Below are 19,427 nucleotides of genomic sequence, written 5' to 3' on the forward strand. Positions count from 1 at the left end.
ATAAACAATGAAAAGAGCAATTTTTCCAGGATCTTTTGATCCGATTACCTTAGGGCATTTTGATATTATTGAAAGAGGAGTAACTCTTTTTGATGAGCTAATAATTGCAATTGGTATAAATGCTGATAAAAAATATATGTTTTCGTTAGAAGAACGTAAGAAGTTTATTGAAGATTGTTTTAAAGATGAGCCAAAAATTAAAGTTGTTACTTATAAAGGATTAACGGTTGATTTTTGTCAAAAAAATAATATAGAGTTTATTTTAAGAGGGTTAAGAAACCCAGCAGATTTTGAGTTCGAAAAGGCAATTGCACATACAAATAGAGATTTAGCACCAATAGAAACAGTGTTTTTATTAACCGCAGCAAGTACATCTTATATTTCTTCATCTATTGTAAGAGATGTAATAAGAAATAATGGTGATTATACAAAGTTAGTGCCTAAAACGGTAAGAATTAAATAATTATGATTAAGAATCTTAGGCGTTTTTTGTTTTTTTTGTTAATTATAATAATGAATTCTTGTAAAGATTCATCCAAAGAAAATATAGATTTTACAACGCTTTTTGAAACTTCTAAAGGAACAGAAACTCCAGAATATAAAGAGGTAATTTCTTATTATAAAAACTTATCTGAAGTTTATGATGAGGTTTCTCTTTTTTCATTCGGAGAAACTGATTCTGGTGAGCCTTTGCATTTAGTTGTCTATAATCAAACAGGAATTTACAATGTAGATGAAATTAAAAGCTCTAAGAAAAACAGAATTTTAATTAACAACGGAATTCATCCAGGAGAATCTGACGGAATTGATGCGTCTATGATGTTAATTAGAGATATTGTTCAAAACGATTCTTTAAAAAATAAATATAAAAATTCTATTATTTGTGTAATTCCAGTTTATAATATTGGTGGTTCTTTAAATAGAAATTCGCACACAAGAGCCAATCAAAATGGTCCAATTGAATATGGTTTTAGAGGAAATGCTAGAAATTTTGATTTAAATAGAGATTTTGTAAAACAAGACACTAAAAATGCAGCTGCTTTTGCAGCGATTTTTCATGCTGTAAACCCAGATATTTTTATTGATAACCATGTAAGTAATGGCGCAGATTATCAATATGCAATTACACATTTATTTACACAGCATAACAAATTAGGAGGTAATTTAGGTAGCTTTTTAGAAAAAGAAATGCGTCCACAAATTGAAAAATCGTTAGAAGAAAAAAATATTATTATTACCCCTTATGTAAATGTTTGGGGCAATACACCAGAAAATGGTTGGTCGCAATTTTTTGATTCACCAAGATTTTCAACAGGGTATACAACACTATTTCACACATTAGGTTTAATGGTAGAGACACACATGTTAAAACCTTATAAAATTAGAGTAGAACAAACATATGAATTAATGTTTTCTGTTTTTGATTTTACAGAGTTAAATTCAAAAAAAATAAAAGACTTACGATCAAAAGCAACTGAAGAAGTTTTAGCTAAGAAAACATATCCAATTACCTATAAATTAGATAAAGAAAACGTGTCAATTTTAAACTTTAAAGGGTATGAAGCAACATATATTGATAGTAAAATTACCAATGGTAAAAGGCTTTTTTACGATACTAAATTACCTTTTAATGTTGAAACTAAATACTACAATAATTTTATTACAGAAAAAGAAATAACAATACCAAATGCCTATATTTTACAACAAGGATGGCATAAAATTGTAGATAGATTAAACAACAATAATATTCAGTTTACACGTTTTAAAAAAGATACAACTATATCGGTAGAAGTAAATCATATTGATAAATTTCAAACAAGAAATGCGCCATATGAAGGGCATTATTTGCATTATAATACATCAATAAAAAAATCTAAAGAAGATATAAACTTTAGAAAAGGAGATTTGTATATTTCTACAAATCAAAACGGAGTTCGTTATTTATTGGAAACTTTAGAAGCAGAAGCAACAGATTCTTTTTTTAGTTGGAACTTTTTTGATACCATTCTACAGCAAAAAGAAGGATATTCTGGTTATGTTTTTGAAGATGTAGCTGAACAATTTTTAATTGATAATCCAACTATTAAAAAACAATTCATAGAAAAAATGAATTCAGATGAAACTTTTGCTGATAACCCAAGAGCACAATTAAATTGGGTTTACAAAAAAAGTCCACATAATGAAAAAGCATTTATGCGTTTGCCCGTTTTTAAAGTTTACTAACTATTATCAATGAAAAAATATTTCTACATTTTAATATTTTTACACTTTATTATTAGTTGTAATAATACTCAAAAAACAGCTAAAAAAGATCTTAAAGAAATTGCAAAAGAGGTTATGAATAATGCAAAAAACTGTGCGTTAATTACTGTAGATTCTGTAGGAGTTGCTCATGTAAGAACAATGGATCCATTTTTTCCAGAAGAAGATTTTACAGTTTGGATGGGAACAAATCCTAAAAGTTTAAAAGTAAAACAAATTCAGAAAAACCCTAAAGTAACCTTGTATTATTTTGATACAAAAAGTGTAAGTTATGTTACTTTACAAGGAGTTGCAAAAATTGTAAATGCTCAAAGTAAAAAAGAGAAATTCTGGAAAAAAGAATGGAAAAACTACTACAAAAACAGGACTTTAGATTATGTATTAATACAATTTACGCCCAACAAAGCAACTATTATTAGTGAGAAATATAATGTTTTAGGGGATTCAATTACTTGGAAAACTCCAGAATTAAATTTTAATAAATAATGTGTTTTTGTTAAGAAAATGGTTATTATAAATCCATTTTGTTTGTACAATATTTTAATTAATCAATTAAAACACTGTTTTTACTAATAATTTCATTTTCTTTTTTAAATACAAAATAATAAGTTCCTGTATTTAAATTGGAAACACTTATAGTGTTGTCAGCAGCTTTATTATTTCTTTGAATCAATCTGCCTAAAGTGTCATAAATTAAAATAGAGTCATAACTGTTGGCTGTTTTTTCTTCAATAAAAATACTTTCAGTAGTTGGATTTGGGTATATTTTTACCCTTAAATTATTTATGATAAAACTTTCCGTAGATAAAGTGCTAACTTCCTCAATGCTAAAATCTGCAAATAAAACGGTTTCATCTCTTAAACTATTAATGTCATTTAAACTTCTATAAATTCCCCATTTTGGTCTTACAAATTCTGCTCCAGATTGCCAATTTTCTGTTGAAGTATCAGAATAATCAAAAAGAGTTTCACCCGTGCTTATCTTTACAATTTCTATAGAATATTCAGTATTGGAACCATAAGCAATTTTCTCTGTTATTTCTACCCAATTTCCTTTTAATAAACTTAAATCTACTTTTTTTATTGTACTTTGATCATCCGTATTTGTGTATCTTAATTCTAGTTGATCTGGTGTTCCTTTTCTTGCTGTCAAGGTGTACATTGGTATAGAAGAGTAATCTCCTCCAACAGATTTTAATTGATGTAAATGTGTAAAACTAGAGGATGGTTGAAAATTAACATCAAGCTTCATTTTCCATTTATAAATCACTTTTTCGTTTTCAACGCCTAATAAATTATTTGGAGATTTATCATAGGTTTTTATTTCATTTCGTTGTCTATCAAAATTTATACAACGATCATCATCTTCATTTGTATGAATGTAAAATCTAAATACATTTTTGTTTAACTCGCTATCAAATGTCTCATCTATGTGTCTACCAAAATTATCATGATTGCAATCAGGTACTTCTACAACATCGTAATTTGGAGCTAAAACAGAATTGATTAATTCATAAGTATCACCCTCACCGTTTGCAGATAAAACAGTTTGAGCTTCAACTCTTGATAAAAATAGAAAGCAAAGGGTAAGGGTTAAATTTATTTTGAACATAAAAAGTTATATGTGAGTTGATTAACTATTTTTAAAAAGTAAATGTAATTATAAAAATTACGTTTTGCTATAAAATTATATAAGTTTATTCATTTTACGTAACTTGTAGCTTTAAATATTATACACGTGAATAAAATTTTATCTATAAACGGAAAACTATACACCATAGATATTGCTGATGATACTCCAATTTTATGGGCAATTAGAGATTTTGTAGGTTTAACAGGAACCAAATTTGGTTGTGGTGTAAGCCAATGTGGGGCATGTTCAATTTTAATTGACGGTGTTTTAACAAAATCATGTAGCATGCCATTTTCTTATGCAGTTGGCAAAGAAATTACTACAATTGAAGGGACTTCAGAAAATTTAGAATTTTTACGAGAAGCTTGGAATGATGGTAATGTGCCGCAATGTGGTTATTGTCAATCTGGGCAACTAATTGCAGCAACTTCACTATTAGACAAGGTAGAAAACCCTACAGATAAAGATATAGATAATGCAATGAGTGGTAATATTTGCAGATGTGGAACCTATTCAAGAATTAGAAAAGCAATTCATAGGGCTGTTGAACTTAAAAACCAATCAATATGAGCAATATACAGCAAATAAATCGTAGAGATTTTGTAAAATTATTTGGTTTAGCTTCTACAGGAATTATTTTAGGTTGTAATATTTCTTCGGATAAAAAAGATTTTATTCCGCAAACGGAAGGGACTTTTGCACCAAATTTATTTGTTCAAATTCAAAAAGATGGTACTATTACTTTAATTGCTTCACGTTCTGAAATGGGGCAAGGAATTAGAACATCTTTAGCATCAGCAATTGCAGATGAGTTAGAAGCAGATTGGAAATATATTACCGTTCAACAAGCAACAGGAGATTCTAAATACGGCAATCAAAATACAGATGGCTCTAGAAGTGTAAGAACTATTTTAGAACCTATGAGAAAAATGGGTGCATCAGCAAAAATGATGTTAATTGCTGCCGCTGCAAAAAAATGGAATATTGCTGAAGCTGATTGTAAAGCAGAAAACCATCATATTATCAATATAAAAACAGATGCAAAAATTTTCTTTGGAGATTTGGTTAATGTAGCTGCAAAAGAAGAAATTCCTGCAGAAAGTAAACTTCAATTAAAAAAAGTTGAAGATTTTAAATATATAGGTAAAAACTTAAAAAGCGTAGATTTAAAAGATTTTACGCACGGTACAGCAAATTACGGAATAGATGTTCGAATTCCGAATATGAAGTTTGCAGCTATTGCAAGGTGCCCTGTAACTTTCGGAACGGTAAAAAGTTTTGATGCAGCAGATGCAAAAAGCATTTCTGGTGTAGAAAAAGTAATTCAATTAGATAGAATGATTCCTCCAACAGGTGCGTTTTTTGGAGCTTTAGGCGGTGTTGCTGTAGTTGCAAACAATACTTGGTCTGCTTTTCAAGGAAAATTAAACTTAAATATTGAGTGGAATTATGGAGAAAACGAAAGTTTTAATACAGAAGAATTTACTAAAAAAATAACAAAGAGAGTTCATGAGAAAGGAAAGCTGATTCCGGGAAGTACAGGAGATGTAAACTCAGCTTTTAATGAATCTAAGAATATAGTAGAAGCTACCTATAAAGTTCCGTTTTTGGTGCATGCCCCAATGGAAGTGCCAAATGCTACGGCTTGGTTTCGGGGTGATAAAATAGAAGTTTGGGCACCTTTGCAAGACCCACAAACGGCAAGAGCAGAGTTAGCTCACTTTTTTGAAGTTGATATTGAAAATATAACTGTAAATGTTACTTTTATTGGTGGAGGTTTTGGGCGTAAATCAAAATCAGATTTTGTGGTGGAAGCTGTTGCTTTGTCAAAAAAAATAAATGCACCTGTACAAGTTGTTTGGACGCGTGAAGATGATATAAAACATAGTTTTTATCATGCAACAAGTGTACAATATTTAAAAGGTTCTTTAGATGGTAAAGGCAATGTTTCTGGTTGGCTACAAAGAGTTGCTGTGCCTTCTATAACATCTTCTTTTAAACCTTTATCTGACTATGCCTCTGGTTTTGAACTTGGGCAAGGTTTTACAAATAATCCTTATAATTTAGATAATTTTAGGCTAGAAAACGTAAAGGCTGAAGCTAATTTAAGAATTGGTTGGTTGCGTTCTGTAGTTCATATTCATAGCGGGTTTGGTAATAACTCCTTTGTAGATGAATTGGCTTTTGCTGCCAAAAAAGATCCAGTTGAGTTTCATTTAAATCTAATTGGTAAAGATAGAATTATTCAAGGTAAATCTGAATATCCTTATGATTCTAAACGTATGAAAAACGTTTTGAAAAAAACTGCAGAAAATGCAAATTGGGGTAAAAAATTACCTGAAAATCATGGAATAGGAATTGCAATTCATTATAGTTTTTATAGTTATGTGGCAACTGCGGTTGAGGTTTCTGTAAGGGATGGAAAAGTAAAAGTTGAAAATATTTGGACAACTATAGATTGTGGTTTAGTGCTGAATAAAGATAATGTAAAAAATCAATTAGAAGGCGCTGCTATTTTTGGAATGTCAATTGCTTTGTATGGTAAAGTAACTACAAAGGATGGAGCTGTAGAACAAAACAATTTCTTTGATTATCAGATGACGAGAATGAAAGATACGCCTAAAATAAATATTGATATTATTGATGATATGAGTAAGAAACCAACTGGTGTTGGAGAACCTGGTGTACCGCCAATGGCACCAGCAATTTGCAATGCTATTTTTAATGCAACAGGTAAACGCTACCGATCTTTACCTTTAATTGATGAAGGATTATTGGTTTAATTAGTATTAAAAAAAGTAATTAAAAATAAAATCCTGCTATTCTGCAGGAATTTTATTTTTTTTAGAACTTGTACTCACCCAAAGGTTTAGGAAATTTCTCCGGATTTGCAGCCAGATGATAACGAGGATCATCAATATCTTCTTCTATAATATTAGTAAAAATAGGACTTGCTTTATAAAGTAGAATTTTACAATCTTTACTTAAGTGTTTTAAAGTTATTTTTTTTCCTTCAGCTTGATATTTTTCTACTAAAATAAAAATAGCTTCAATGGCAGAATGATCTGAAATTCGGGCTTCTATAAAATCTATTTCTATGTTTTCTGGATCGTTTTTTACATCAAACTTAGCATTAAAGTCTGTAATACTACCAAAGAAAAGAGGACCCCAAATTTCATAAATTTTAGTACCATCAGATTTAAAACGTTTTCTAGCTCTAATTTTTTTAGCGTTAGCCCAAGCAAATGATAATGCAGAAATAATAACTCCTACAAAAACAGCTATTGCTAAATCAAAGAAAACAGTAACAGCAGAAACAATAATCAACACAAATGCATCTGAGACGGGTATTTTTTTTAATATTCTAAAACTAGACCATGCAAAAGTTTCAATAACCATCATAAACATTACGCCCACAAGAGCCGCAATAGGTACTTGTTCTATATATTTATCTGCAAATAAAATAAATGTTAATAATGTTAATGCCATCATTACACCAGATAAACGACCACGTCCGCCAGCATTAATGTTGATAACGGTTTGCCCAATCATACCACACCCACCAGTTCCACCAAATAAACCACTTACAATGTTTCCGGCACCTTGCGCAATACATTCTTTATTTCCATTACCTCTAGAGTCTGTTAATTCATCAACTAAATTCATAGTCATTAAAGTTTCTATTAAACCAACAGAGGCTGCTAAAAAAGCATAAGGAGCTATAAACTTTAAAGTATCTAAATTAAAAGGGAGGCTGCTCCATAATTCTAAAATGTTTAGTTTTTTTGAAATTTCATCAATTCCATTTAAACCTGCACCACCACCATCTCTAATAAAATCACCTACATTAATAGAGCTTAGTCCGCTAAAAATTGAAATTAAAGTTACAATTAAAATGGCAGTTAATGCAGCGGGTATTTTTGTTGTTAATTTAGGTAGCCCCCAAACAATTAGCATTGTAAGCAGCACTAAACCAATCATTGTGTAAAGCGTTTTTCCTTGCATCATAGATTTAACAACTCCATTGTCTTTTACAGAATAAAATCCTTCTTCAGAAGCATTAAAAATAACTTTTTTAGTTTTTGAGTCAAATACTTGCCCTTCAGAGATTTTAAATACTTCTTGATTTGTTAATTTGTTTTTTATAGAATTCCCTTCTATTGTAAATAAAACAGCTCCAGAAACTATATCTTTTACCTTATTATCATTTACTTTATAAACTAATTCTTTTGACTCTGTTTTACGCATATTTTGTCCAAAGAAATCTTTTTTATTCTCTTTAAACATACCAAGTTGTGCCATAAAAATAACAATAGCCAAACCATTTACAAATCCCATCATTACTGGGTGAGGAATTAAACGTACAAATTTTCCTAATTTAAAAAAACCTGCAAAAACTTGTATAATACCCATTAAAACAACGGCAGCTAATAAGTAAAAATAACCCATGTTTTCCACAGGAGAATCAAAGAGTAAACCTTTAGCGTGCCCTTCTTGTATCATATGAACAAAAATAACAGCAACAGCACCTGCAGCTCCAGAAATTAATCCGGGCCTACCTCCAAAAGTTGCCGAAATAATACCAATAACAAAAGCACCAAATAAAGCTACAATTGGGCTTATTTGTGCTACAAAAGCAAAAGCTACTACTTCTGGTATCATAGCTAAAGAAACTGTTATTCCTGCTAAAACATCATCTTTTGCATTCGGAATTATTTTCTTGATAAATTCAGTCATAATTATTTGCTTTTAAAAGCTGGCAAAGATACTATGTTTTTTATAAAACTAGCTTACTTTGTAAGTATCATATACCAACCGAATATTTGCATATGTATTTTGCAAAGCTTTTTCTATTTCAATATCATTTTTAAAAGTTACTTCAGTTATTCCTTCTTCAATTTGTGGTGTTAGTTTTTTTGTGTAATCAGAGCGCATTAAAAACCAACTAGTTTCTTTTAATTTTATTCCATTCTGAAAATAAATATGATAAGTTGTAATTAATTTCTTAGTAATAGATAAATTAAAAATACCACATTCTTCTTCAACTTCTCTAATACCAGCAGTTTCAATACTTTCACCTTTTTCAATTCTACCTTTTGGTAAGTCCCAAATATTATTCCTATAAATAAATAAAACCTCGTTTTTAGGGTTTAAAACTAGACCGCCAGCAGCAGGAACTATAATCGTAGTTTGTTGAAAAAAAAGCCAATCATTCTCTAGGTCAGTAGAGTACAAATTAATACCTTTAAGCTCCCCGTTTTTTACTTTATATATTATTTCTTCTAAAATAACATTTTTAAAAATGTAAACTGGAAAATTATTTTCTTTTTTTGTAGAAGATGTTATGATTATTGGGTAATCATTTACAAAAACTTTATACATTTGCGATATGATTTTGAACAAAGATACAGCAAAAAAAACAGCCGAATTATTATTACAAATTAAGGCAATAAAACTAAATCCAAATAACCCTTTTAATTGGGCTTCTGGTTGGAAATCTCCTATTTATTGTGATAATCGAATCACATTGTCTTTTCCTCCTGTTCGTTTTTTTTTAAAAGAAGAAATTGCGAAAATTGTTGAATTACAATATGGAAAACCTGATGTTATTGCTGGTGTTGCTACAGGTGCAATTGCAATAGGTATTTTAGTTGCACAAGAATTAGGTGTGCCATTTGTATATGTAAGACCAGAACCGAAGAAACATGGTAGAAAAAATCAAATTGAAGGTTATTTGGAGGGTGGACAAAATGTTGTAGTTATTGAAGATTTAATAAGTACTGGAAATAGTAGTTTAAATGCTGTTGAAGCTTTAAAAGAAGCAGGAGCGGTTGTAAAAGGTATGGTTGCTATTTTTTCTTATGGATTTGAGATTGCTACGGAAAATTTTAAGAAAAAAAATGTAAGTTTAACAACTTTAAGTAATTATGAAAACTTACTTGATCAAGCTTTAGATAGTAGTTATATTGATGAAAAAGAGTTGATTACTTTAAATGAGTGGAGGGTTAATCCTAGTGAGTGGAATCAATAAAAAATAGAGAATGAATATTAGTGGAAATAAAATAACAACAAGTAAATCTCAAAAAGAAATGTTTGAGTTTCTTACAGATTTAAAAAACTTTGAGCAACTAATGCCGGAGTCTACTCAGAAATTTGAAGTTGATGAAGATTCATTTATTTTTGGTTTGAAAGGAATGCCAGAAATTAGACTTGTTTTAAAAGAAAAAACGGAATATTCAAGTATCACATTAGGTGCGGCAAGTAGTAAATTAGATTTTGAATTGGTTGCAAATATTGAAGAAGTAGATAGTAATTCTTCTCAAGTTCAATTAGATTTTAATGGCGAATTTAATATGATGATGGCTATGATGGTTAAAAAACCATTAACTAGTTTTATTGAAACTTTAACAGATAATATCAATAATCTTTAGGCTAAAGAAACTTCTTTAATTCCAAATTCTTTAAGTGTTTCATCTTCTAATTCAATTAAAAGATTGCCATATTTAGAAACACTTCTAATAATACCCATAAACAAAACATCGTTACTATCTTTAAACATAGTTGGGATGTTTTTTTTATACAATACATTTAGATAATTTGTTTCTAATTCATCAAATTTTAAAAGAGATAAATAATTTATTTTTTCTTTAAAGTTATCAACTATTTCATTTAAAAGTATATCTAAATCAAACTCTTTTTCAGTAATATTTTTCAAAGAAGAAACGTTTTTAATATTTTTAGGAAAGTTTATTTGATTTACATTTAAGCCAATACCAATAACACAATTTTTTATTTTGCTACCTTTTATGGTAGTCTCTATTAAAATTCCACAAATTTTCTTCTTTCCTGCCATAATGTCGTTAGGCCATTTTATAGCAAGGTTTTTAATATTTTTATTTAAAACAGCTTCAAAAACAGCCAAACTTATTGCAAAATTTAAATATTTTTTGTTTTTAAAATCTAAGTTTAAATTGTTAATAAAGATGCTGAAAGTTAGGTTTTTAAAGGGCTGTGAATGCCATGTTTGATGTTGCTGCCCTCTACCGTTTGTTTGGTTATTAGTAACTACTACAGTATAGTTTTCTAAATCAGAATTTTGTGCCAAATCTTTTAAAAAAGAATTGGTAGAATCAATGGCATTAAGTTTGATTGTTTTCAAGTGTTAAATAAAATGTAAACTAGTTCAATAATACGTAAAAAACTCGCAAAAAAATAATAACTTTGCGCTAATTATATTAAAAATATTAATGATAAAAAAACAAGTCAATACAGACGATTTAATATCTTTTATAATAAAAGGTATTGATGACGTAAAGGGCGAAGATATTCAATTATTAGATTTACGAGAAATAGAAAATACTGTTTGTGATTATTTTATAATCTGCTCAGGAAGTTCTAATACACAAGTAAACGCTATTTCTAGTTCAATTCAAAAATTAGTTAGTAAAGAAATCAAAGATAAACCTTGGCATACAGAAGGTCAAGGAAATTCTGAATGGGTTTTAATGGATTATGTAAACGTTGTTGTTCATATTTTTCAAAAGCATGTAAGAGATTTTTACGATTTAGAAAGTCTATGGGGTGATGCAAAAATCACCCAAATTAAAACAGTATAATCCTATTGAAACTTATTACAAATGAGTGATACAAATAAAGATAATAAATCAAATATGCCTAAGTTTAAGTTCAATTCTTATTGGATTTATGGAGCAATTTTTATAGTTATAATTGCTTTTCAATTTTTTAGTAGTGGCGATTTAGCTTCTAAAAGCATTTCAAAAAACGAGTTTGACAAAATTTTATCTGAAAACGATATTAAAGAAATCATTGTTGTTAATAAAGATGTAGCACAAATTTTTTTAACAACAGACGCGTTAAAAAAAGCTAAACACAAAAAGTTTACTTCTTCAGCTTTTTATAGACCAGGTTCACCTGTTTATGAATATAATTTTGGAGATCAAAGAAACTTTGAAGAAAGTGTTAATAAAGCCAAAGAAGAAAATAAAAGCTTAATTGTTGATATTAGAAATAAAGAAAAAACTAGCTTTTTTGATATGATAATTGGCTTTTTACCTTTTATTATTTTAATAGCTATCTGGTTATTTTTTATGAAAAGAATGTCTGGTGGAGCTGGTGGAGCTGGTGGTGGAGGTCAAATTTTTAGTATTGGTAAATCTAAAGCTAAATTATTTGATAAAGACACTAAGGTAAAAACATCTTTTAAAGATGTAGCTGGTTTAGAAGGTGCAAAAGAAGAAGTTCAAGAAATTGTAGATTTTTTAAAAAATCCAGAAAAATATACCTCTTTAGGAGGTAAAATTCCAAAAGGAGCCTTATTAGTTGGACCTCCAGGAACGGGTAAAACTTTATTAGCAAAAGCAGTTGCAGGAGAAGCAGGTGTTCCATTTTTCTCACTATCTGGTTCAGATTTTGTTGAAATGTTTGTTGGAGTAGGAGCTTCTAGAGTACGTGATTTGTTTAAACAAGCAGCTCAAAAATCACCATCAATAATTTTTATTGATGAAATTGATGCCATTGGTAGAGCGCGTGGAAAAAATAGTATGACTGGTGGTAATGATGAGCGTGAAAACACGTTAAATCAATTATTAACAGAAATGGATGGATTTGGTACAGATACAAACGTAATTGTAATTGCTGCCACTAACAGAGCAGATGTACTTGATAGTGCTTTAATGCGTGCAGGACGTTTTGATCGTCAAATTTATGTTGATTTACCAAACATAAATGAAAGAAAAGAAATTTTTGAAGTTCATATAAAACCATTAAAATTAGCTGATGATGTTAATGTTGAGTTTTTAGCACAACAAACTCCAGGTTTTTCTGGTGCAGATATTGCAAATATGTGTAATGAGTCTGCTTTAATAGCTGCTAGAACTGGTAAAAAGGCAATTCATCATCAAGATTTTTTAGATGCAGTTGATAGAATTGTTGGTGGTTTAGAAAAGAAAAATAAAGTAATAACTCCAAAAGAAAAACAAGTTATTGCTTTTCATGAAGCTGGTCATGCAACAGTAAGTTGGATGTTAGAACATGCAGCACCTTTGGTAAAAGTTACTATTGTGCCAAGAGGTCAATCTTTAGGAGCAGCTTGGTATTTACCAGCAGAAAGAATGATTGTTCAAACAGAGCAAATGTTAGATGAAATGTGTGCTACAATGGGTGGTAGAGCTGCAGAGAAAATTATATTTGATAAAATATCTACAGGTGCATTAAGTGACTTAGAAAAAGTAACAAAGCAAGCGAGAGCAATGGTTACTGTATATGGTTTAAATGATGAAGTTGGTAACGTAACTTATTATGATTCTTCTGGAAATGATTCATTTGTAAAACCTTATAGTGAAGAGACAGGTAAGAAAATTGATAAAGAAATTTCTAAAATCATAGAAGCTCAATATCAAAGAGCTATAGATTTATTAAATGACAATAAAGAAAAGCTTACTGTACTTGCTGAATTATTGTTAGAAAAAGAAGTTATTTTTAAAGACGATTTGCAAAAAATATTTGGTAAAAGACCATTTGAAGAAGAAGAAACAATTGAAGCGGAAACTAAAGTTGTTGAAGAAACTTCAAACGAAGAGAATATTTTAAAAGAGTAAAACTATTAATGAATTTTTTTAAAAAACTTTTAAATCTTTCTACAAATGAAAAGGAAGAAATTAAAAAGCAAGAAGTAAATTTATCTCTTGATGATTTATTTGTGCATAATTTTTTAGAAAAAGGAGGTAAGTTTTTATATTGTATACAAAAAGAAGAGGTAGTTGCTAATCTAGAAAAAGTATTAAAGGAGAATAATTGGAAAGAAATTCATCTATTAGATCATAGTTTAAAATCTTTTTTTAAAAGTGAGGATGTTCATATTTTAGAAAAACACCAAACAGAAACACCAATTGTTACTTCTTGCGAACATTTAATTGCAGATAATGGAGATATCTTATTTTCATCTAGGCAATTAAGTAGTACAAAATTAACAGATTATCCAGATAATTTTATTGTTTTTGCAAAAACAAGTCAGTTGGTAAAAGATACAGGGCAAGGTTTAACAGGTATTAAAGTAAACTCAACGGGTGCTCTTCCAACCAATATCTCAGCAATAAAAAGATATAATATCGATATAAGCAGTGATAATTTTTTAAATTATGGTAACAGTAATTCAAAAAACTTATATTTGCTGCTTTTAGAGGATTTATAATATGCGCAACCTTTTAAGGAGAAGTTTTTCTGGAATTATTTATGTACTAATTTTTATTAGTTCAATTCTATTTTCTAAAGAATCTTATCTGTTTCTTATTGCAATTTTCGGTTTTTTAAGTATTTGGGAATTTTCTAAAATAATTAAATTTAAAGGTTACATTTCCTACCTATTATTTGCACTTATTTTATTTTTATGTTATCAAAGACAAGATAGTTTTGCTGTTGTTGGTATATTGATAATAACAATAATATCTTCTTTATTTTTAATAAAATCATTAATTACTAAAAAAGAAATCTCATTTTCTGATGATAGAAATAAGTTAGGTTTAATGTTAAGGTATTTAATTTTTTCAATGACATTTTTAGCTTTATTGCCTTTTTATAAAGGTAGTTATAACCCAGAGCTAATAATTGGAGTTTTAATTTTAATTTGGGTAAATGATAGTTTTGCATTGTTGGTAGGTAAAAACTTTGGTAAAAGAAAATTATTTGTTTCAGTATCTCCAAGAAAAACTCAAGAAGGTTTTATAGGAGGATTAGTATTTTCACTTTTAGCCGCTTATTTTATAAGTAAATATTATACAATTTTATCTACAGGCAACTGGATGATAGTTTCTGTAATAGTATCGGTAATTGGAACTTTAGGCGATTTAGTAGAATCTAAATACAAAAGGTTTGCTAATGTAAAAGATAGTGGGAGTTTAATGCCCGGTCATGGTGGAATCTTAGATAGATTAGATAGTTTGTTGTTTGCTTCACCATTTGTATATTTGTTTATTAATTATATTATATAACTATGATTCGTTTTCACAAAGAAGGATATAAAATTATTGTAATTACATTTATTATTGCAATTGCTGGAATTTTTCTGGCTGAAAATTTTATTAATATTACTTGGTTATTAAAAACGATTCAAGTTATTATTTTAGGATTTGTTGTAATTGTACTTCAGTTTTTTAGAAATCCTAAAAGAAATACTATACTTAACGAAAATCATATAATTGCTCCTGTTGATGGTAAAGTAGTAGTTATTGAAGAAGTAGAGGAGCCAGAATATTTTAAAGACAAAAGGTTGCAAGTTTCAATTTTTATGTCTCCAATAAATGTGCATGTTACTAGGTATGCAATGAGTGGTGTAATTAATTATAGTAAATATCATCCTGGAAAATATTTAGTTGCTTGGCATCCAAAAGCATCTACAGAAAACGAAAGAACAACGGTAGTTGTCAATAATGATTCTATAGGAGAAATATTATACAGACAAATTGCAGGAGCTTTAGCAAAAAGAATTGTAAATTATGCAAAAGAAGGAGATAAAGTTGTTCAGGGTACAGATGCAGGTTTTATAAAATTTGGTTCTAGAGTTGATGTTTATCTTCCATTAGGAACAAAAATAAATGTTAAATTAGGAGATAAAGTTAAAGGTGGAGTCCAAGTCATTGCAGAAAAATAATTTTGATAGTTCTGAATTAGATAAAGAGTTTTTTAAAGCTTTTGAAAAAATATCTAAATTAAAAGAAGCAGTTGCGCCAGACATCATGCTAAAATTTTATGCGTATTATAAGCAAGCAAATTTTGGTAATAATTTTTCTTATAACAGTAGGTCAGATGTTAGAAATGCATTTAAATTTAATGCTTGGATGCAATTAAGAGGAATGTCTGCAACACAAGCAAAAAAAGAATATATAAAACTAGCAAAAGATTTTTAACATAATAAAATAAAAATATGAAAAGAGTATTAATTATTTCATTTTTAGTGGTAGTAATAGCGTTTAACTTCTCAGCTTGTAAATCAGAAGTAAAAAAAGAAGAAGTTAAAGTAGAAACAAAAGATAGTGTTAAAAAAAGTAGTGCTGCTTTCTCTGTAGCAAATGCTAAAAATAAAATTAATTTTACCGCCTATAAAACTACTGAAAAAGTAGCTGTTGGGGGTCAATTTAAAAAAATTGATATTATAGCTGGAGGTGAGGGTAATAGCGTAAAAGAAGCTATTAATAATACAGCATTCTCTATACCTGTAAGTAGTATTTTTACAAAAGATACTAGTAGAGACTTTAAAATTAAAAAATTCTTTTTTGGTATTATGGATAACACAAAATTACTTTCTGGTAAGTTAACGTTAACTGATGATACAACAGGTACTGCTGAAATTAAAATGAATGGTGTTACAAAAAGCGTAGTTTTTACCTATACAATTACAGGTAATGTTTTTAATATGAAAGCTACAATGGATGTAAATAATTGGAATGCTTCAGCAGCATTAGCTTCTTTAAATAAAGCTTGTGATGTTTTACATAAAGGAGCAGATGGTGTTTCTAAAACATGGAATGATGTTGCTTTAGATATTACAACTACATTTTAAAAAATTATAAATTACTTAACGCTTTTTTAAGTGTTTTAAATCGAAAAGAATATCCATTCTTTTCGATTTTTTTTGCAGAAATTCTACTGCCTTCTAAAAGCATTGTCGCCATTTCACCAAACATCAATTTTAATATAAATTTTGGAACACCCAAGTTAATAAATGGTCTATTTATACTTTGTGCCAAGGCTTTAGAAAAAGTTTTACTTGTGTGATGTTCAGGTGCTACTGCATTATAAATTCCATTTAAATTTTTTTCAATAGAATTAATGTAAATTCCACATAAATCATCAATATGAATCCAAGGCAAATATTGATTTCTAGAACCTAAAGGAGAAATGATAGGTGTTTTCATTTTTTCTAAAGCACCACCTTTTTCAGATAATACAATCCCAGTTCTTAAAATGGTTACTGGTATTTTTAAGTTTTCGAATTGAAGTGCACTATTTTCCCATTTTTGGCAAACTTCAGCTAAAAAATCATTACCAACTCTATCATTTTCTTCAAAAATATTATCCGAAGTAGTTACACCATAATAACCAATACCAGAAGCCGAAATAAAGCCTTTTAAAGAAATTTTTGATTCTTTTACTTTATCAAAAAGTAAGTTTGCAGTTTTAACTCTACTATCAATAATTACTTTTTTTCTTTCTTTTAACCATCTTTTATCAGCTATTCCAGCACCAGCTAAATGAATAATATAATTGATGCCAAATAAGGCATTTTTATCAATATAATTTTGAGAAACATCCCATCTAAATTCATTTTCTTTTTTCGGATTTCTACTTAAAATTACAACTTCATGTTTTAGATCAATTAACATTTCTGTTAATCTAGTACCAACCAAACCCGATCCGCCAGTTATCAATATTTTTGCCATAAATCAAAGATAATTAAAAGATTAGTTTTTTATTTAATCAATTTAACTATTAGATATAATAAATGTTAATCATTTTTTTAACAATTATAAAAATCGTATTTTTAGAGAGATAAAAAAATAGTGCAAAAAAATGTATAAAATGAGTTTGTTTAACGGCACAAGGGTAATACTTGTGCTAGCAGGAGATTATATTCATTTAAATCCGTTACGAGCAGGATTTAAAAGAGAATAGAAGTTGGAAATTATATGGCTCAAAGTCGGGAGACTTTGCGCAGCGGGTTCTAATATTGATTTGAATTATAAATATAAAAAGAGTAATGAAACTGAAAAAGTTGGGCATGAAGCGTTTATGTCTGGTAGGATAAATGTTTCTTTTTCAGGAGGCTTAGAAATAAATCCAGTAGCAGAAGACTATATTTATGCATCAGCCTCTATATCTGTACCTGCAGGAGTAAAAATTGATTGGCCTTATGAAGGAAATAGATCAAAGATTGGTGGCTATTTATATACTGGTAAGGTTACTCTTAATCTTTCAGGTTATGTTGATGGCTGGTTAGTTGGTGGCAAGCACAATATTAGTACAAGTTTTAATTTGATTGATACAAATTGGAAACAGGAAAAGCCATGGATTATAAATTTAACAGATGAAGATTAAAGAAATTTTATCAAAGACTTTTGAATACTTTATTTCTACTATTATGATTGGTATATTATTAATCATATTATTTATGTGTTTATCTAATGTTTTTTATACTGTTAAAAACTGGAGTAATTTAAAAAAAGGTGTTGTATCAAATATTTCGACCGGTTCTTTTAACGAGGGTAATTATCTCTATCAAGTTTTGGAGATAAAAATAGATAGTTTAGCCTATAGGTCTGGTGATTCGTTTGAAACTAAATATGTTATTGGAGACTCTGTATTAGTACAACCAAAAGGAAATAAAACGGTTAGGGTATTATATGTAAACAACAAAAAAGTGGGGAGCAGAATAAATAAAATAGAATACCTTATGATGTTCTTTTCAGTTTTATTGATTTTAATATTAATAATAATTATAAAAAATAAAATAAGAAAAAAATGAAAAAAATAATTTTAATAGTATTTGGTGTTTTTGCTCAAATGTGCTGTTCACAAAAAACAGATGGTATTTGTTACGATAGTGATTTTTTTGGCCACCCGCTCCGCAAAGTCTCCCGACTTTGAGGCGTAATATAAAAAACGAAAAGACAAATAATTAAAATAAAAAAATTGAAAGAAGGTTACATTATACGAGATCAAGAAAAAGTACATTTTATTACAGCTACAGTAGTAAATTGGGTAGATGTATTTACAAGAAAGTCTTATAAAGATGTAGTTATAGAAAGTTTGGCGTATTGTCCCCGCTCCGCAAAGTCTCCCGACTTTGAGGCGTAATATAAAAAACGAAAAGGCAAATAATTAAGATAAAAAAATTGAAAGAAGGTTACATTATACGAGATCAAGAAAAAATACATTTTATAACAGCTACAGTAGTAAATTGGGTAGATGTATTTACAAGAAAATCTTATAAAGATGTAGTTATAGAAAGTTTGGCGTATTGTATTAAGGAAAAAGACATGTTGTTATACGGTTATGTAATTATGAGTAATCATATACATTTAATAATGCAGTCTAAAACAGGTAAACTTTCAGATTTAATAAGAGATTTTAAAAAGTTTACTGCCAAAAATATATTAGAAAAAATACAGATAGAACCTGAAAGCAGAAGAGAATGGATGTTAGAGCGTTTTAAAAAAGCAACAGAAACACATAGTAGAAATAAGAATTATCAATTTTGGCAATATGGCAATCATGCAGAAGAAATTTATTCTCATAAATTTATGTGGTCTAAGTCAGATTATATTCATTTAAATCCAGTACGAGCAGGAATTGTTGAAAAAGCATCTCATTATAGATATTCTAGCGCAAGTAACTATGTAAATAATGAAGGTTTAGTTACTATTGAAATTGTTGATAATCCAGTTATTGATGTTTTAAAAAAGTCATCAATAACAAAATACAATCAGTATTAAAATATGAATTTAAAAGAGAATAGAGG

At 28.7% G+C, this 19,427-nt stretch carries 23 protein-coding genes; 18 read left to right on the forward strand and 5 right to left on the reverse strand.

What is annotated here, in order from left to right:
- Positions 1–7 precede the first annotated feature (7 nt).
- Genes coaD through Q0733_RS06755 form a run of 3 tightly spaced genes read left to right on the forward strand, consistent with a single transcriptional unit; the run spans position 8 to position 2,748 of the window.
- Positions 8–463: a pantetheine-phosphate adenylyltransferase gene (coaD, locus tag Q0733_RS06745; RefSeq protein WP_298780488.1), complete on the forward strand. Its 456-nt coding sequence runs from the start codon at positions 8–10 to the stop codon at positions 461–463.
- A gap of 50 nt (positions 464–513) precedes the next feature.
- Positions 514–2,223, forward strand: coding sequence for a M14 family metallopeptidase (locus Q0733_RS06750; RefSeq protein ID WP_298780490.1), 1,710 nt, complete (start codon positions 514–516; stop codon positions 2,221–2,223).
- A 9-nt stretch (positions 2,224–2,232) separates the two neighbouring features.
- On the forward strand, positions 2,233–2,748 hold the full coding sequence (locus Q0733_RS06755) for a pyridoxamine 5'-phosphate oxidase family protein (RefSeq protein ID WP_298780493.1): 516 nt from the start codon (positions 2,233–2,235) through the stop codon (positions 2,746–2,748).
- A 58-nt stretch (positions 2,749–2,806) separates the two neighbouring features.
- Here Q0733_RS06755 and Q0733_RS06760 read toward each other — a convergent pair whose 3' ends face one another.
- Positions 2,807–3,874, reverse strand: a complete 1,068-nt coding sequence (locus tag Q0733_RS06760) for a T9SS type A sorting domain-containing protein (RefSeq protein ID WP_298780497.1) — start codon at positions 3,872–3,874, stop codon at positions 2,807–2,809.
- A gap of 120 nt (positions 3,875–3,994) precedes the next feature.
- On the opposite strand from Q0733_RS06760, the gene Q0733_RS06765 reads away from it, so the two are divergent.
- Together Q0733_RS06765 and Q0733_RS06770 are read left to right on the forward strand one after the other, a co-directional pair.
- Positions 3,995–4,465 (forward strand): (2Fe-2S)-binding protein, encoded by a 471-nt coding sequence (locus Q0733_RS06765; protein ID WP_298780548.1) that lies wholly within the window; start codon positions 3,995–3,997, stop codon positions 4,463–4,465.
- Positions 4,462–6,678, forward strand: a complete 2,217-nt coding sequence (locus Q0733_RS06770) for a molybdopterin cofactor-binding domain-containing protein (protein WP_298780500.1) — start codon at positions 4,462–4,464, stop codon at positions 6,676–6,678. The genes Q0733_RS06765 and Q0733_RS06770 overlap by 4 nt, the downstream gene beginning before the upstream one ends.
- A gap of 61 nt (positions 6,679–6,739) precedes the next feature.
- Here Q0733_RS06770 and Q0733_RS06775 read toward each other — a convergent pair whose 3' ends face one another.
- A complete protein-coding gene (locus Q0733_RS06775) occupies positions 6,740–8,632 on the reverse strand; it encodes a SulP family inorganic anion transporter (RefSeq protein ID WP_298780503.1) in 1,893 nt (630 codons plus the stop codon).
- 48 nt (positions 8,633–8,680) lie between these two features.
- Positions 8,681–9,277 (reverse strand): NUDIX domain-containing protein, encoded by a 597-nt coding sequence (locus tag Q0733_RS06780; RefSeq protein ID WP_298780506.1) that lies wholly within the window; start codon positions 9,275–9,277, stop codon positions 8,681–8,683.
- Between the two features lie 7 nt (positions 9,278–9,284).
- Here Q0733_RS06780 and pyrE point away from each other — a divergent pair, with 7 nt between their 5' ends.
- The gene (pyrE, locus tag Q0733_RS06785) at positions 9,285–9,926 is read left to right on the forward strand and encodes an orotate phosphoribosyltransferase (RefSeq protein ID WP_298780509.1); all 642 of its coding nucleotides are present in this window, start codon (positions 9,285–9,287) and stop codon (positions 9,924–9,926) included.
- A gap of 10 nt (positions 9,927–9,936) precedes the next feature.
- A complete protein-coding gene (locus tag Q0733_RS06790) occupies positions 9,937–10,326 on the forward strand; it encodes an SRPBCC family protein (protein ID WP_298780511.1) in 390 nt (129 codons plus the stop codon).
- Here the strand turns inward: Q0733_RS06790 and Q0733_RS06795 are convergent.
- Positions 10,323–11,054, reverse strand: a complete 732-nt coding sequence (locus tag Q0733_RS06795) for a biotin--[acetyl-CoA-carboxylase] ligase (RefSeq protein WP_298780514.1) — start codon at positions 11,052–11,054, stop codon at positions 10,323–10,325. The two genes, Q0733_RS06790 and Q0733_RS06795, sit on opposite strands and share 4 nt — an antisense overlap.
- Before the next feature lie 88 nt (positions 11,055–11,142).
- On the opposite strand from Q0733_RS06795, the gene rsfS reads away from it, so the two are divergent.
- Genes rsfS through Q0733_RS06830 form a run of 7 tightly spaced genes read left to right on the forward strand, consistent with a single transcriptional unit; the run spans position 11,143 to position 16,469 of the window.
- On the forward strand, positions 11,143–11,511 hold the full coding sequence (gene rsfS / locus Q0733_RS06800; protein ID WP_298780516.1) for a ribosome silencing factor: 369 nt from the start codon (positions 11,143–11,145) through the stop codon (positions 11,509–11,511).
- 21 nt (positions 11,512–11,532) lie between these two features.
- Entirely contained in the window at positions 11,533–13,512 is a 1,980-nt protein-coding gene (ftsH, locus tag Q0733_RS06805) for an ATP-dependent zinc metalloprotease FtsH (protein WP_298780518.1), read from the forward strand.
- 8 nt (positions 13,513–13,520) lie between these two features.
- The gene (locus tag Q0733_RS06810; RefSeq protein ID WP_298780520.1) at positions 13,521–14,105 is read left to right on the forward strand and encodes an LUD domain-containing protein; all 585 of its coding nucleotides are present in this window, start codon (positions 13,521–13,523) and stop codon (positions 14,103–14,105) included.
- Between the two features lies 1 nt (position 14,106).
- The gene (locus Q0733_RS06815) at positions 14,107–14,901 is read left to right on the forward strand and encodes a phosphatidate cytidylyltransferase (RefSeq protein ID WP_298780522.1); all 795 of its coding nucleotides are present in this window, start codon (positions 14,107–14,109) and stop codon (positions 14,899–14,901) included.
- Between the two features lie 2 nt (positions 14,902–14,903).
- Positions 14,904–15,560: a phosphatidylserine decarboxylase family protein gene (locus Q0733_RS06820; RefSeq protein WP_298780524.1), complete on the forward strand. Its 657-nt coding sequence runs from the start codon at positions 14,904–14,906 to the stop codon at positions 15,558–15,560.
- Positions 15,547–15,816 (forward strand): acyl-CoA-binding protein, encoded by a 270-nt coding sequence (locus Q0733_RS06825; protein ID WP_298780526.1) that lies wholly within the window; start codon positions 15,547–15,549, stop codon positions 15,814–15,816. Before Q0733_RS06820 ends, Q0733_RS06825 begins: the two co-directional genes overlap by 14 nt.
- A 17-nt stretch (positions 15,817–15,833) precedes the next feature.
- Positions 15,834–16,469 carry a YceI family protein gene (locus Q0733_RS06830; protein ID WP_298780529.1) on the forward strand — a complete coding sequence of 212 codons (636 nt, stop codon included), beginning with the start codon at positions 15,834–15,836 and terminating at the stop codon, positions 16,467–16,469.
- Positions 16,470–16,473: 4 nt separating this feature from the next.
- On the opposite strand, the gene Q0733_RS06835 is transcribed toward Q0733_RS06830, so the two are convergent.
- Entirely contained in the window at positions 16,474–17,349 is an 876-nt protein-coding gene (locus Q0733_RS06835) for a TIGR01777 family oxidoreductase (RefSeq protein WP_298780532.1), read from the reverse strand.
- A gap of 292 nt (positions 17,350–17,641) precedes the next feature.
- On the opposite strand from Q0733_RS06835, the gene Q0733_RS06840 reads away from it, so the two are divergent.
- From Q0733_RS06840 to Q0733_RS06855, 4 genes are all read left to right on the forward strand, one after another.
- Positions 17,642–18,004, forward strand: a complete 363-nt coding sequence (locus Q0733_RS06840; protein WP_298780534.1) for a hypothetical protein — start codon at positions 17,642–17,644, stop codon at positions 18,002–18,004.
- Positions 17,994–18,431 carry a hypothetical protein gene (locus Q0733_RS06845; RefSeq protein WP_298780536.1) on the forward strand — a complete coding sequence of 146 codons (438 nt, stop codon included), beginning with the start codon at positions 17,994–17,996 and terminating at the stop codon, positions 18,429–18,431. Before Q0733_RS06840 ends, Q0733_RS06845 begins: the two co-directional genes overlap by 11 nt.
- A 167-nt stretch (positions 18,432–18,598) precedes the next feature.
- The gene (locus tag Q0733_RS06850; protein ID WP_367276295.1) at positions 18,599–18,763 is read left to right on the forward strand and encodes a hypothetical protein; all 165 of its coding nucleotides are present in this window, start codon (positions 18,599–18,601) and stop codon (positions 18,761–18,763) included.
- Between the two features lie 38 nt (positions 18,764–18,801).
- Positions 18,802–19,401, forward strand: a complete 600-nt coding sequence (locus Q0733_RS06855; RefSeq protein WP_298780538.1) for a transposase — start codon at positions 18,802–18,804, stop codon at positions 19,399–19,401.
- The last annotated feature ends 26 nt before the right edge of the window (positions 19,402–19,427 follow it).

The sequence above is a fragment of the uncultured Polaribacter sp. genome, assembly GCF_947500975.1.
Taxonomy (GTDB): Bacteria; Bacteroidota; Bacteroidia; order Flavobacteriales; family Flavobacteriaceae; genus Polaribacter.

Coding starts and splice junctions, on each gene's coding strand:
- coaD (WP_298780488.1), top strand. CDS start 8: ATGAAAAGAGCAATTTTTCCAGGATCTTTTGATCCGATTACCTTAGGG.
- Q0733_RS06760 (WP_298780497.1), bottom strand. CDS start 3,874: ATGTTCAAAATAAATTTAACCCTTACCCTTTGCTTTCTATTTTTATCA.
- Q0733_RS06790 (WP_298780511.1), top strand. CDS start 9,937: ATGAATATTAGTGGAAATAAAATAACAACAAGTAAATCTCAAAAAGAA.
- Q0733_RS06845 (WP_298780536.1), top strand. CDS start 17,994: ATGAAGATTAAAGAAATTTTATCAAAGACTTTTGAATACTTTATTTCT.
- rsfS (WP_298780516.1), top strand. CDS start 11,143: ATGATAAAAAAACAAGTCAATACAGACGATTTAATATCTTTTATAATA.
- Q0733_RS06750 (WP_298780490.1), top strand. CDS start 514: ATGAATTCTTGTAAAGATTCATCCAAAGAAAATATAGATTTTACAACG.
- Q0733_RS06835 (WP_298780532.1), bottom strand. CDS start 17,349: ATGGCAAAAATATTGATAACTGGCGGATCGGGTTTGGTTGGTACTAGA.
- Q0733_RS06815 (WP_298780522.1), top strand. CDS start 14,107: ATGCGCAACCTTTTAAGGAGAAGTTTTTCTGGAATTATTTATGTACTA.
- Q0733_RS06820 (WP_298780524.1), top strand. CDS start 14,904: ATGATTCGTTTTCACAAAGAAGGATATAAAATTATTGTAATTACATTT.
- Q0733_RS06775 (WP_298780503.1), bottom strand. CDS start 8,632: ATGACTGAATTTATCAAGAAAATAATTCCGAATGCAAAAGATGATGTT.
- Q0733_RS06770 (WP_298780500.1), top strand. CDS start 4,462: ATGAGCAATATACAGCAAATAAATCGTAGAGATTTTGTAAAATTATTT.
- pyrE (WP_298780509.1), top strand. CDS start 9,285: ATGATTTTGAACAAAGATACAGCAAAAAAAACAGCCGAATTATTATTA.
- Q0733_RS06755 (WP_298780493.1), top strand. CDS start 2,233: ATGAAAAAATATTTCTACATTTTAATATTTTTACACTTTATTATTAGT.
- ftsH (WP_298780518.1), top strand. CDS start 11,533: ATGAGTGATACAAATAAAGATAATAAATCAAATATGCCTAAGTTTAAG.
- Q0733_RS06830 (WP_298780529.1), top strand. CDS start 15,834: ATGAAAAGAGTATTAATTATTTCATTTTTAGTGGTAGTAATAGCGTTT.
- Q0733_RS06810 (WP_298780520.1), top strand. CDS start 13,521: ATGAATTTTTTTAAAAAACTTTTAAATCTTTCTACAAATGAAAAGGAA.
- Q0733_RS06780 (WP_298780506.1), bottom strand. CDS start 9,277: ATGTATAAAGTTTTTGTAAATGATTACCCAATAATCATAACATCTTCT.